This window comes from Sutcliffiella horikoshii (genome assembly GCF_002157855.1).
GTDB classification, from domain to species: Bacteria; Bacillota; Bacilli; order Bacillales; family Bacillaceae_I; genus Sutcliffiella_A; species Sutcliffiella_A horikoshii_C.
Genome location: NZ_CP020880.1, coordinates 2,943,556 through 2,956,332 on the forward strand (window position 1 = coordinate 2,943,556; position 12,777 = coordinate 2,956,332).

The 12,777-nt window shown below is 40.9% G+C and carries 14 protein-coding genes; 1 reads left to right on the forward strand and 13 read right to left on the reverse strand.

Annotated elements, in window-relative coordinates; genetic code table 11:
- Positions 1–105 precede the first annotated feature (105 nt).
- The 12 genes from B4U37_RS15290 to B4U37_RS15345 form a co-directional block, all read right to left on the reverse strand.
- On the reverse strand, positions 106–501 hold the full coding sequence (locus B4U37_RS15290) for a diacylglycerol kinase family protein (protein ID WP_088018891.1): 396 nt from the start codon (positions 499–501) through the stop codon (positions 106–108).
- Positions 476–949: an rRNA maturation RNase YbeY gene (gene ybeY, locus B4U37_RS15295; protein WP_425444084.1), complete on the reverse strand. Its 474-nt coding sequence runs from the start codon at positions 947–949 to the stop codon at positions 476–478. Before ybeY ends, B4U37_RS15290 begins: the two co-directional genes overlap by 26 nt.
- Positions 946–3,159 (reverse strand): HD family phosphohydrolase, encoded by a 2,214-nt coding sequence (locus tag B4U37_RS15300; RefSeq protein ID WP_088018893.1) that lies wholly within the window; start codon positions 3,157–3,159, stop codon positions 946–948. Before B4U37_RS15300 ends, ybeY begins: the two co-directional genes overlap by 4 nt.
- Positions 3,160–3,237: 78 nt before the next feature.
- Entirely contained in the window at positions 3,238–4,203 is a 966-nt protein-coding gene (locus B4U37_RS15305) for a PhoH family protein (RefSeq protein WP_010196242.1), read from the reverse strand.
- A 3-nt stretch (positions 4,204–4,206) separates the two neighbouring features.
- On the reverse strand, positions 4,207–5,394 hold the full coding sequence (yqfD, locus tag B4U37_RS15310) for a sporulation protein YqfD (protein ID WP_088018894.1): 1,188 nt from the start codon (positions 5,392–5,394) through the stop codon (positions 4,207–4,209).
- 15 nt (positions 5,395–5,409) lie between these two features.
- Entirely contained in the window at positions 5,410–5,694 is a 285-nt protein-coding gene (gene yqfC, locus B4U37_RS15315; protein WP_010196237.1) for a sporulation protein YqfC, read from the reverse strand.
- A gap of 140 nt (positions 5,695–5,834) precedes the next feature.
- Positions 5,835–6,434: a hypothetical protein gene (locus tag B4U37_RS15320; protein WP_088018895.1), complete on the reverse strand. Its 600-nt coding sequence runs from the start codon at positions 6,432–6,434 to the stop codon at positions 5,835–5,837.
- A 75-nt stretch (positions 6,435–6,509) separates the two neighbouring features.
- The gene (gene floA, locus B4U37_RS15325; protein WP_088018896.1) at positions 6,510–7,499 is read right to left on the reverse strand and encodes a flotillin-like protein FloA; all 990 of its coding nucleotides are present in this window, start codon (positions 7,497–7,499) and stop codon (positions 6,510–6,512) included.
- 20 nt (positions 7,500–7,519) lie between these two features.
- On the reverse strand, positions 7,520–8,857 hold the full coding sequence (locus B4U37_RS15330; protein ID WP_088020320.1) for an NfeD family protein: 1,338 nt from the start codon (positions 8,855–8,857) through the stop codon (positions 7,520–7,522).
- Between the two features lie 221 nt (positions 8,858–9,078).
- Positions 9,079–9,522 carry a GatB/YqeY domain-containing protein gene (locus tag B4U37_RS15335; protein WP_010196220.1) on the reverse strand — a complete coding sequence of 148 codons (444 nt, stop codon included), beginning with the start codon at positions 9,520–9,522 and terminating at the stop codon, positions 9,079–9,081.
- A gap of 15 nt (positions 9,523–9,537) precedes the next feature.
- Positions 9,538–9,711: a 30S ribosomal protein S21 gene (rpsU, locus tag B4U37_RS15340; protein ID WP_010196218.1), complete on the reverse strand. Its 174-nt coding sequence runs from the start codon at positions 9,709–9,711 to the stop codon at positions 9,538–9,540.
- A 156-nt stretch (positions 9,712–9,867) separates the two neighbouring features.
- A complete protein-coding gene (locus B4U37_RS15345; protein WP_088018897.1) occupies positions 9,868–10,431 on the reverse strand; it encodes a flavin reductase family protein in 564 nt (187 codons plus the stop codon).
- 75 nt (positions 10,432–10,506) lie between these two features.
- Here B4U37_RS15345 and B4U37_RS15350 point away from each other — a divergent pair, with 75 nt between their 5' ends.
- Complete coding sequence (locus B4U37_RS15350; protein ID WP_088018898.1) at positions 10,507–11,433, forward strand: Na/Pi symporter; 927 nt, start codon at positions 10,507–10,509, stop codon at positions 11,431–11,433.
- Between the two features lie 580 nt (positions 11,434–12,013).
- Here B4U37_RS15350 and deoC read toward each other — a convergent pair.
- Complete coding sequence (deoC, locus tag B4U37_RS15355) at positions 12,014–12,685, reverse strand: deoxyribose-phosphate aldolase (RefSeq protein ID WP_088018899.1); 672 nt, start codon at positions 12,683–12,685, stop codon at positions 12,014–12,016.
- Between the last annotated feature and the right edge of the window lie 92 nt (positions 12,686–12,777).

Below are 12,777 nucleotides of genomic sequence, written 5' to 3' on the forward strand. Positions count from 1 at the left end.
CTCTTCCTTTCTTCTATGAGCTTCGGGTGCGCGTACTTATATTTTACCTTAATTCGCTTCTTAAATCACCCTTAAATTTTAAAAAATTTTAAATTTTCAATTTATTTATAGGTAAGCCACAATATAAGGGCCAAATAAGATTACACCAATTATAACAGAGATACAAGCAAAAACTAAGGCCGCAGAAGCAGCCACATCTTTTGCCGTTTTCGCAAGAGGGTGGAACTCCTCTGTCACAAGATCCACCACATTTTCAATCGCAGTATTAATAATTTCAATGACAAACATTCCGCCAATGACGAGAAAAAGAATGAGCCACTCTACTTTTGTAATTTGAAAAAATAAAGACATGCTTATCATTACAACTGCTATAAAAACGTGAAACTTAATGTTTCTCTCTGTACGAAGGACAAACCTTAATCCCTCAAAAGCATATGAAAAACTAGAAGTAAATGAACCTCGATATCCTTTACGGTTACGATCGCGTGAGTCCATAGGCATCTAAGATTTCTTTCTGTTTATCAAACATTATTTTTTCATCAGTTTCATTTTCATGATCATAGCCCAGAAGGTGTAAAAGTCCGTGCAGCGCAAGAAATCCAAGCTCACGCTTAACAGAATGACCATATTCTTCTGCTTGTTCTTCCGCTTTTGGAATGGAGATGATGATATCTCCGAGCATACGAGGTGCTTCTTCGTCATAATGGATTTCAATTTCTCCCTCACCCAGCTCCTCCATGGCGAAAGAAATGACATCTGTAGGACGGTCCTTGTCACGATATTCACGGTTAATTTCCTGAATTCTATCATTATCCACAAAGGTAACGGAGAGTTCAGCACCGGCTTTGACAGACTCTTTTTCAACAGCAAATATCAATAAATTTTTAATATCTTCCCACTGCTCATCTGTCAGTTTTGTTGTTTCATCTAACATATCGATTTCGATCATGATTCTTCTTCCTCTCCTTTCGGGTACTCGATTCTTGAATGGAATATACCTTGTAATGTTTCACAGAAGGACTTTCCTATTTCTTCAAGTTCTTTAAAAGTTAAATCACAGTCACTGTACTGTCCATCCTGAAGGCGGTCTTTAATGATAGCCTTTACAATTGTTTCGATTTTATCGGGAGTCGGGTTGTTCAATGACCTTACTGCCGCTTCAATGCTGTCAGCAGTCCCGACTATTGCTGCTTCTTTAGAGGTAGCTTTCGGTCCAGGGTAGCGATATTCTTCTTCTTTAATATTTTCATTTTGTTCTTTCGCTTTATGATAGAAAAATTTCAATAGGGTTGTCCCATGATGCTGTGCTGCAATGTCAACGATCTCTTTTGGCATATTATGATCGCGGAGGATTTGAGCTCCGTCCGTGGCATGGGCAATAATAATATTTTTACTCGTCTGAGGTGGAAGTTTATCATGAGGATTCGCTCGACCCATTTGATTTTCAATAAAATAATGCGGCCTTTTTGTTTTGCCTATATCATGATAATAAGATGCAACCCTCGCAAGCAACCCATTCGCACCGACTGCCTCACAAGCTGATTCTGATAAATTGGCTACCATCACACTATGGTGATACGTCCCTGGTGTCTCCATTAAGATCTTTCTTAACAGTGGATGGTTTGGATTGGACAGCTCAAGCAACTTCATCGTTGAGAGCATCCCAAAGCCCACCTCAAAGAAAGGAAGGATCCCAATAGTAAGCACGGCCGAGACAACTCCAGATCCAATCGCCATCGTCCCATTGATACCTAGGTCCAACAACTCATTCATACCAGTAAGGTCCCTGTTGGTCAATAACACCAACGCAATGACCGTCACCACGTTAATGAAGGATACAAATAGGCCCGTCTGAAGAATCGTAAGTCGTCTGTTATGCTGATTCAAAAATAGTACCGACGCTACAGCTGATATAATCAAGTAAGACCCCACTGTATAGTTCATAGCACCTGGAACCATATTAAATATAAAACTTCCACAAATCCCAAATATAATACTTGAAAATATGGCAATACGATCATTAATCAGCATTTTTATAAGCATGGCACCCATCGCAACCGGGGCAATATAGCCGATTTCCGTCGTATTTAAGGTTTGAAAGAAACTAAAGATTTTCAATAAGATTAAAGTAATAGAAAAGATTAATAAATACATGGTCAAATACGTATTTTTACTGTGTATCGTTGTATCAATGTTTTTAAATAAGTAAACCAAAGCAAAAATCATTAACCCAATGATGATCAATAAACCTGCATACGGTGCAAGATTGTCTGATTGGTTGACAAATCCAGCTATAGTAAGAAGCCTATAAGTTTCTCTATCAATAAATTGGCCAGCCTTAACAAGTGTATCACCCTGTGATATCCGTACAGGCTCCACAGTATCGATTGCCTGTTGCCTCTTTTCCTGCGTTAGAGCGGAATCATAAATAACATTTTGGATTACAGAAATGCTCGAAATATTAATGATAACACTTGGGACATTTCCTGATTGAGAAAGCTCTGTTCTTGCAAGATTCTTTGCTTCACTCGCATCTTCGATTGTATGTATATCCCTAGACATCGCGTTATTAATTGCTGTAACTGATGCATTTTTATAGCGTGTGAGGTCTGCTTCCTTTGAACCAAGTAAAAAGAGCAGATTTTCTTCTTTTAATTCATTTTCCCAACGGTCTGGAACTTGGCCTTCAAGGGCTTCTTCTAGGAGTTTCAATTTTTCCGCATCTGTAAGCATTATAGGCTCGGGTTCTTCTTGTGACTGCGAGGAGTCCGCTTCTTCCTCAGCGGGAGGTGAGGTTTCCGGAACTTTTTCGAGTTCCGCTATTTTATTTTTAGTTTCAATCAGCACTTCAAAGAGGTTTTCCACCCTTGCAATTTGCTGATATGCTTTATCCTTGTCCCTGATAAATTGGTCAGGCACTTTATCTGCCGCTTCTTTTCTTAGCAGTTCCGTGGCTTCTCTATCTTCAAAACTATGAGGCGCCACAATTGTTTTTTCCGCATTGCTGAATAGTTGTACATTTACCTTCTCTGGCTTCACGTTACTGAACATAATGCCAAACATGATAAACCCCAACAGCACATAGATGATGACATGGTAAAACTTAAAGGCCTTCAAGTGTTGAAAAGAAATTTTCCAGGATTTCGATTTCTTTTTCACTGTTAATTGGCTCCCTCCTTAAAAGACATCCCCAAAAATATAATCCTCTACAAGTGAAAGAGCCCCATTAAAGGGGCTTTATTTTGATTCAAGCTTTTCGTAGGCATTAATAATTCTCGCAACTAACGGATGACGGACGACATCTGATTGTTCGAGTTCAATAAACTGAATGCCTGATGTATCTTTCAAAATATCCCGAACTACCGCCAGACCTGATTTCATTCCTTTTGGCAAATCAACTTGAGAAATGTCACCGGTAATGACCATTTTCGAGCCAAACCCAAGCCTTGTCAGGAACATCTTCATCTGGGCGGCCGTTGTATTCTGCGCTTCATCCAAAATGACAAATGCATCGTCCAATGTACGTCCCCTCATATAGGCTAAAGGAGCAATCTCAATTGTCCCTCTTTCAATCAACCTTTGGGTATGTTCAGAACCAAATACATCGTGCAGCGCGTCATATAACGGTCGTAAATACGGGTCGACTTTCTCTTTCAAGTCTCCAGGTAGAAAACCTAAACTTTCTCCAGCTTCTACAGCCGGGCGAGTAAGGATAATCCGTTTCACCTGCCCATTTTTCAACGCAGTAACGGCCATCACAACGGCTAAATATGTTTTGCCGGTTCCTGCAGGTCCAATCCCGAAAACAAGATCTTTTTTCCTTATTGCAGAAACATACTGTCTTTGTCCTAATGTCTTAACTCGAATAGATTTACCTTTAACATTCTTTGTTAACTCTTCATCGTATAACTCTTGGAAAGAGTGCATCTTGTCTTCTTTAGCAAGTTGTATTGCATAGATGACATCTCTTTCACTGATTGTGATGCCTCTTCGTATAACTTCTAGTAAATTCTGAATGACGCTATCCACCATTTCCACCTGTTTGACATCACCGGATACATTGACTGTTTCTCCGCGTGTTACAATGGATACGTTCAATTCATCTTCAATTCTCTTCAGGTTGACATCTTGGTTCCCAAAAAGAGCAATTGCTTCATTTGGATTATTTAGTTGTTGATTCATCATCACTAGTTCTTCTGACATTCATTAGTCTCCTTGAATAATTGGTTCGATTTTGACAATATTTTCAATGACTTGGTAATGTATATCTACACTTACTTTACCATTCTCCTTAGAGGTGCGCAAAACTTTTTCACCTTTTATCTCCGCATCTTCACCCAGATTCGAAAGTACCTGATCTCTTCCTATCTCTAAAGCCTGCTCAATAACTTCCTCATCATCGTAAATCCGCTCCACTATTTCTTGTTCATGTATGGTCTTTCCGACATAGGAGACAGGCAGTTTCCATTTCCAGAAATAAAAAGGTCGCTCTGCTTCATATTCCTCTTGTCGTTCAAAATCTTCTTGGAAGAAACCCCATACCGGAATATTCACACTGCCAACTTTCAAAAAATGCTTATTGTTAGCTTCTCCGGTCAATACTGGAAGAGTGGTCTTTATTGGTACATCCACACTGGTAAGGTACCACGTCTCACCGAGGACCTCCCCTATAGCGGCTATCGATCTTTTATTATCTTCCCTTCCAATCAATCCCGAAACCAAGACTTGTCCTTTATCTACATAGTCATTTACCTGAACGAGGGGTTGTCCTTTTTCCACATATATTTTTGCCACCATCGCTTTTTTCTTTGCAACTAAGCTTCTTGGGGACAATGATTCCAACTTTTCCGGTTCATTTTTCTCTACCACTTCGAAATGGTAGGATGTCCCATTTAAAACAACACCAATCCAAGTAATTTCACTTATTGTGTCCGTTAAATAACGTTGAATACTTTCCACATCTTGAATGAAAAATTGAAATTTCCCTTTTTTGACACCAAGCTTGTCTAATTCTTGCATAATCTTATGCTCAGTAGCAGGCTCAGCCCCTTTAATTTCAATACTCCAGACCATATTAGACAATAGAAAAACGGTAAGGAATGCTGCGATAATCCCAACGATTAATCCACTGTTTTTTAGTGAATATTGTGTTAGAAAAGGTAATCCTTTTCTTGTAAGAAAACGAAATTTGCAATCCTGCTTTTTAATCAATTGCCTTAGTCTTCGGACATCCTTTAGAAGCACATGGCAAGTATATGCCTCTTCTCCCATCTTTTTCACTTGCCATACCTGTATGCCGTTTCTGCTGCAGTCATTAAGGAATCTCTCTACACCATTACCATGAATAATAATTTTTACGGTACCAGAAAAAAAGTTCATCCATTGATTTTTCATGCGTATCCTCCTAATTTATTCTTCCAGATACATCACTTGACTTATTTTTCCTTCAAGTAAAATTTCTTCTGGTAAGATGGTTCTGATCACAAAGGAATCTCCTTTAACAAGCAACTGCCCCTGCTTTAAAAGCAATCGAATTTCCTTATCGCTAAACGTTAATAAACCTCGGTGATTTTCAATATATATATGTATTTGTCCAATCATTGTAATTCTCGGCAGATCCATCATGACATCTGCGGGTAATTCCATATTGTTGGTGATCCAATTATTCATGCGGGAACGAAATTTCTTGAGCATGGAAAAACCCCCTTTCCTTTCATATGTATGAAAGAATTTGAGGGTTTAATACAGAATTTTTCAGGGGGAGAAAGGGGGAGGGGGAGAATAAAAAAAAATCCCTGCCCAATGGAGACTTGGGGCAGGGATTAGCAAATCGGTTATTTTCTTTTTGAAAAATGTTCGGTATAAACAGGACGATGTGGATTCCTTGAGCGTGGTTGCCCAAGGATTTCAGACCACATAACCCCTTCCACCACTCTGTTTGGCTTTATGCGGTGACGGGAAGAAACCACTTTCCCTTCTGAAAGTTGAAGTTCCTGTTTTAGGATCGGACTGTCCTTGGAAATTTCTTGTCCTTTAATGGACAGCTCCTTTACTTCATCCTTCATTTGTTGCTGAATAGTTGTAACCTGTTCTTTCTTTTTCTCAACTTTTTCGAGATATGGGTTCACTTTTTCCCGGACCTTTTGCTCCAGTTCTTCAAGCTTCCCTTCTCCAAAGATGTCAATATCCCAATCGAAACGAGGCTTATCTTCCCGCTTTGGGGCTGGAGCACTCTCCCGACGATAATCCTCATAATCTTCTTGCCTTTGGGATGCCTGCGTGGCAGTTTGTTGGCGTTGGCGTTGTTGCCTTTGCTGTTGTTGCTTTTTCTGTTGTTCTTCTTGTTTGCCCCCTTTGAAAAGGGTTGAGAAGATACCAAGCAACACAAAAATTAACCAAGGCGCCTGCTGCAGGATATCAAAAATCCATTCCATTTGCACATCATCCTCCCTTCCTTAAAAGGAGTGGCAGGAGAAGCGTTTATTCTTCCCCTGTTTAGTTATTCTTGCTTATTTTTCTCCGTCTTCAGGGCTATCTGTCAGTTTGCCGATAGAATCTCTCATATCCGTATCAGCCGTAATGTTCTTGATATTCATATAATCCATTACTCCGATGTTGCCAGAACGCAATGCTTCTGCCATCGCAAGTGGTACTTCTGCTTCTGCTTCCACAACTTTTGCACGCATTTCTTCTACGCGAGCGCGCATTTCTTGTTCTTGTGCCACGGCCATTGCACGACGTTCTTCAGCTTTTGCTTGTGCAATCTTTTTATCTGCTTCTGCTTGGTCAGTTTGTAATTCTGCCCCGATGTTTTTCCCGATATCAATGTCGGCAATATCAATAGATAAGATTTCAAACGCAGTACCTGCATCCAACCCTTTAGATAAAACGGTTTGAGAAATCATGTCTGGATTTTCAAGCACTTTCTTGTGGTCTGTTGCAGAACCGATTGTACTTACAATACCTTCACCTACACGCGCGATAACTGTTTCTTCACCAGCACCACCGACAAGGCGTTCGATGTTTGCACGAACCGTGATACGAGCTTTCGCTTTTACTTCAATTCCATCCATCGCAACACCGGCGATGAATGGCGTTTCGATAACTTTTGGATTAACGGACATCTGTACTGCTTCTAGTACGTCTCGACCTGCTAAGTCAATCGCTGCCGCACGCTCGAAAGTCAATTCGATGTTCGCACGTTGTGCCGCGATAAGTGCATTTACTACACGGTCCACATTACCTCCAGCTAAGTAGTGACTCTCTAATTGATTAGTTGAAACATCTAAACCCGCTTTATGAGCCTTGATTAAAGGATTGATTACACGACTTGGAATAACACGTCGTAATCTCATCCCTACAAGTGTAAAGATACTTACTCTGACACCAGCTGCAAGTGCGGAAATCCACAGCATTACTGGTACAAATGTCAATAGTACTGATAAAAAGATAATTCCTAGAACAACGGCTAACAATATTACTAAAGTAGTTGGATCCATATTCTAATTCCTCCTAAATATTATTCAACAGAATGGATTTCCCGTACGACAATACGAGAGCCTTCCGCTTTTACAATTCTCACTTTTTTGTTTGCTCCAATAAAGTTCCCCTCTGTGACAACGTCAATACGCTCTTCGTTGATCACAGCGGTTCCTGCAGGACGCAGTGGTGTCATGGTGACTCCTTCCTGGCCTACCAATTCAATTCGAGATACATTTGATACATATCCTTGCTCTGTATTGGTGGAATCACGGAGTACAATCCGGTCAAACAATCGAATCTTCTTACCAAATACCGTAAACAACAATACCATCGCAATAATCGTTACAAGCATAGCAATCAATAAGGATAACCCCATTCCTGCAATATCATCTGTTGCCAAAAAGAAACTTGTCACCACAGCCCCAAGGCCAAGTATACCAAGTATCCCTCCCGGCACAAAGAGCTCTAAGACAATGAGCACGACTCCTACTACAAATAGAATTATTGTTTCCATTCCAGCGAGCCCTGCCACCAAATGTCCGTAAAAGAACAACAATAAGGCACTGATTCCCATCGCACCAGGAATGCCAAATCCTGGGGAGTATAGTTCAAGTACCAATCCAAGCGATCCTATTGATAAAAGAATAGGAACAACAACAGGATTGGTTAAAAATCTTGCTACATTTTCGGCAAATGTAACTTCCGAGGTAACAACCTCGGCATCCTCATAACCTAATTCACTTAACAAAGCTTCCAGATTGGCTACAGTTCCTTCTGAATATCCAACTTCAAGCGCAGAAGACGCTCCAAGCGTTACAAGGTCCCCTTTAGGTGCCCCAACGTCAGGAAGATCTACGTCTTTATCCGCCATTCCAATCGCATATTTGGGATCACGACCATTAGATTCTGCTGCATTTTGCATTTCTCTTAACCAAAAGGATTGAGCTTTATCTTCTGCTGCACTTCCATCTCCAGTAATAACAGCCGCTGCTCCCATGGAAGCGTTCGGTGTCATGTAGATTTGGTCAGCATACAAAGCCAAATATGCTCCTGCAGACAATGCTTGACTGTTGACAAACGCAACGGTCGGGACGGATGCCCCTTCGAATTTATTCGCAATTTCAGTGGCTGCATCCACCAATCCACCTGGTGTGTGGATATCAAAGACTATCAAGTCCGCTCCATCGTCCTCAGCAGTTTGTATGGACCTGTTAATAAAAGACAAGAGTCCCTTTTCAACTGTTCCATTTACCGGTATAACATGAACAAGCTTCTCGGCACTGCTTGTGTGCGTAGGCAAAAGCGGTAATGCCGATAAAATAAGTGCAAGAACAAACGCGCTAACATAACTAATTCGAAGAACTTTTTTCATCATGTCCTCCTCTCCAAACCTTTTCATTTTTTATAATCACCGTATCCAGTATGTAATACGCACGAAAAACCTAAAAGTTTCACTATGGTGAATTTTTTTGAATGTAATGTTAAAAGTGTGGCGGATATGTGAACAAAAATGAAAGTGAAGGGGATGAAAGGCATTTTTTAGTCAACTTACTTAAAAAATAGCACCTTACATAGGTAAGGTGCTATTTTGGGTTTTTATGAAAGATGTTGTTGTACAAGTTTGTTAACAAGGCTACCGTCCGCTTTGCCTTTAACTTTAGGCATAAGTGCTCCCATTACCTTACCCATGTCAGCTTTTGAAGTAGCGTTCACATCAGCAATCGTCTGTTGGACAATTGCTGATAGTTCGTCTTCTGATAACTGCTCAGGCATATAATGTTCAACTATTGCAATTTCACCCTGTAATTTATGAACCAAGTCTTCACGACCGGCTTTATCAAATTCTTGGAGGGAGTCTTTACGTTGCTTTAATTCACGAGACAATACGGTAAGTTCTTCCTCCTCGGATAAGTCTCTGCCGTGCTTGATCGATTCGTTTTGAATCGAAGACTTAACCATTCGGAGTACGGAAAGCTTCTCTTTGTCCTTATCCTTCATAGCTTGCTTAATATCGGTATTTAAACGCTCGAGAAGACTCATTCTTACACCCTCTTGTTAAAATTTACGCTTTCTAGCAGCTTCAGACTTCTTCTTGCGTCTTACGCTTGGTTTTTCATAGAATTCACGCTTTCTTGCTTCTTGCAACGTTCCAGTCTTTGAAACTGAACGTTTGAAACGGCGAAGAGCATCTTCAAGCGATTCGTTTTTACGAACAACTGTTTTTGACATTCTAATTCCCTCCCTCCAGAACAACCACTAACATTTTCAGAAAAAACATGATTCCATAAATGCAAAAAAGCATGTATAGAACATGTACTTACCAATTATAATATATTCACTATTGCTGGTCAACAATTATAAGGAAATGCTTTAAAACAATCTTGTTCAACTATTATTTCGATATAGGTTTATTACCTTAGAATCCTTATTTGCCAGCATGTATTGAGACCTGCCGAGGTACAGGGGAATAGAAAGTTTCTCCCAGTTAGGCAATCCATTTTCCGCAAATACCCCTTTATCCTTATAAAATCCGCTCATCTCCCCAACAAACCAATCATGATCTCCATATGTTTGCTGGTCCATCAATTTGCATTCATAGGCAATATACGCTTCTTTTAAGATAGGCGAGGAAACTGTTTTTCCTTGTTCGTATTCTATATTCAGTTCTTCGAATTTATTATGCTCTTTTCCCGTTAGCATACCAGACTGTTGTATGTAATGTGCGAACTTTTCGGGAACAAAGTTTATCGCGAATTCTTTGGAGTTTTGAATCAAATGATGGGTATATCTTTCTTTTGCAATCGCCACCCCATAGATAGGCGGTTCATATGAAATGTAACTATGCCACCCTGCGGCCATTATGTTCTGTTCTCCGTTCCATTTAGCAGTTACCAGGGCAACCATCCCTGGGTAGCTGTGCATAACAGTATTGGTCGTCCACTCCCTCATTGTGTGTGATCTCCCCTTTTCTTTGCATGACTTGTCATTCTTGTCCACCGCCTGCCATATATTGAGATAGAGGTGATGGGCTTGTTTTCTATTATAACGTTATTAGCTGTATATTTAGCGATTTTTTTAATTGGGATGACTGTCATGAGGTCCGGGTTGCTTCAATTGTCCGAAGAGAGGACAAAGGGGTACCTCACCAAATTTACAGATATGCCTTGGAAAGGATTGTTGATTGGAATTTTGATTACCGGACTATTGCAGAGTAGTTCTGCTGTGATGGTCATCACTGTCGGTTTGGTGGCGGCAGGCTATCTAACCTTTTATCAGTCTATTGGCATCATGCTCGGCAGCAACATCGGATCTACTTTTATTACAGAGCTTATTACTATAGATATTTCACAGCTGATTTTTCCTATGTTGATTATTGGATTTTTATTTTTATTTTCTAAAAAGAAATTACCATTTAGTTTCGGATCCAGCATATTTGGGCTTGGCTGTTTGTTTGTTGCAATGAATGGATTTGAGTCCCTCGCTATACCTTTGGCAGGGTTTCCGTCCGTGCAGGATATGTTGGCAATGACAAATGACCACCATCTATTCGGGGTAGGAATCGGAACGCTTCTTACAGCAGTCATCCAGTCAAGCTCAGCTACTACGGGGATCAGCATGAGCTTTTTAAATAATGACCTGTTATCTCTACCTGCAGGGATAGCGATTATGCTTGGTGCTAATATCGGAACGTGTGTGACTGCCTTTTTGGCTAGTATTGGTTCAATTCGTGAAGCTAAGTTAACCGCGTATGCGCATATTTGGTTGAATGTGATTGGTGTGGCGGTGTTTTTCCCTTTGATTCCATGGTTGAGTGGATTAGTGTCCATGCTTGCTTCTAGTGCTGATGTTCAGTTGGCTCACTCGAGTTTGATTTTTAATGTGATAAGTTCTGCTTTGGCGTTGCCGTTTGTGCGGCCGTTTGCGCGGTTTGTGGAGAGGTTGCATGGGTGACAGGGTTTGTTAAGGGGGCTGGTTGGTCTTGGTCCGGTGGTTGCCGTGGCAATTGAGGAGGAGCGTATACCTTCTGTCATCTGTGACCGTTTGGTGAGGTTTGTGGTCTGTTCGGGCGTTGAGAGGCGCTCTCTGTGACCGTTTGGTGAGATTGGCTTGCTGTTTGGGCTTTGAGGGGCGCTCTCTGTGACCGTTTGGTGAGATTGGCTTGCTGTTCGGGCGTTGAGAGGCGCTCTCTGTGACCGTTTGGTGAGATTGGCTGGCTGTTCGGGCGTTGAGGGGCGCTCTCTGTGACCGTTTGATGAAGTTGGCTTGCTGTTCGGGCTTTGAGATTCCTATTATTTCCTTCTATACGACCGTTTCCCAGGTTTCGCTCCCCGTTCGGGCGTATAGAGCCGTCCTATACGACCCTCTTCAAAGATGCCTAACCTGTTCGGTCGTATAGAATCCTTTTATTCCCTTTTTGACAGCCTTCCCCAATACAATTGCAATGTCAACCTTCAGCCCACACAAGAACAACCTAAAAAAGCACTCCCTCAAGCAAAAATTGCTCGAGAGAGTGCTTTTCATATATTACATCTTAGTAATCCGTATCAGCTGTTAATCCTTTAACGATAGCTATACCAGAACTTGCTCCGATACGTGTTGCTCCAGCTGCGATCATTTCTTCTGCACCTTTTGCATCACGAACTCCACCGGAAGCTTTTACTCCAATTTCAGGTCCTACTGTTTGTCTCATTAGAGCGATGTCTGCAACAGTTGCTCCTCCTGTAGAGAAACCAGTAGAAGTTTTAACATAGTCTGCTCCAGCTTTTACAGCCAACTGGCATGCTCTTACTTTTTCTTCGTTTGTTAGCAGGCAAGTTTCGATGATGACTTTAGTCAATGCGCGACCTTTTGCTGCTTCTACCACTGCACGGATGTCACGTTCCACTAGCTCATCGTCACCGTCTTTAAGTGCGCTGATGTTGATAACCATGTCCACTTCAGTGGCACCGTTTTCAATGGCATTCGTCGTTTCGAATGCTTTTACTTCTGGAGTGTTTGCTCCTAGAGGGAAACCAATTACTGTACAAACTTTTACATCGCTTCCTTTTAAAAGTTCAGCAGATGTTTTTACCCAAGTCGGGTTAACACAAACAGATGCAAAGTTATATTCTCTAGCTTCTTGGCAAAGTACTTCTATTTGTTCTTTTTTTGTATCGGCTTTCAATAATGTATGATCAATCATTTCTCCAATGTTTGTATGCATGTTCATACTCCTTTCAAGTTAAGAGGTCTGACCTCTAACATCATAACATGATTCCATTATTTTGGCGAGTACAATGTTAGTATTACCTGCAA

Coding starts and splice junctions, on each gene's coding strand:
- B4U37_RS15290 (WP_088018891.1), bottom strand. CDS start 501: ATGCCTATGGACTCACGCGATCGTAACCGTAAAGGATATCGAGGTTCA.
- ybeY (WP_425444084.1), bottom strand. CDS start 949: ATGATCGAAATCGATATGTTAGATGAAACAACAAAACTGACAGATGAG.
- B4U37_RS15305 (WP_010196242.1), bottom strand. CDS start 4,203: ATGTCAGAAGAACTAGTGATGATGAATCAACAACTAAATAATCCAAAT.
- yqfD (WP_088018894.1), bottom strand. CDS start 5,394: ATGAAAAATCAATGGATGAACTTTTTTTCTGGTACCGTAAAAATTATT.
- yqfC (WP_010196237.1), bottom strand. CDS start 5,694: ATGCTCAAGAAATTTCGTTCCCGCATGAATAATTGGATCACCAACAAT.
- B4U37_RS15320 (WP_088018895.1), bottom strand. CDS start 6,434: ATGGAATGGATTTTTGATATCCTGCAGCAGGCGCCTTGGTTAATTTTT.
- floA (WP_088018896.1), bottom strand. CDS start 7,499: ATGGATCCAACTACTTTAGTAATATTGTTAGCCGTTGTTCTAGGAATT.
- B4U37_RS15330 (WP_088020320.1), bottom strand. CDS start 8,857: ATGATGAAAAAAGTTCTTCGAATTAGTTATGTTAGCGCGTTTGTTCTT.
- B4U37_RS15335 (WP_010196220.1), bottom strand. CDS start 9,522: ATGAGTCTTCTCGAGCGTTTAAATACCGATATTAAGCAAGCTATGAAG.
- rpsU (WP_010196218.1), bottom strand. CDS start 9,711: ATGTCAAAAACAGTTGTTCGTAAAAACGAATCGCTTGAAGATGCTCTT.
- B4U37_RS15345 (WP_088018897.1), bottom strand. CDS start 10,431: ATGAGGGAGTGGACGACCAATACTGTTATGCACAGCTACCCAGGGATG.
- B4U37_RS15350 (WP_088018898.1), top strand. CDS start 10,507: ATGGGCTTGTTTTCTATTATAACGTTATTAGCTGTATATTTAGCGATT.
- deoC (WP_088018899.1), bottom strand. CDS start 12,685: ATGCATACAAACATTGGAGAAATGATTGATCATACATTATTGAAAGCC.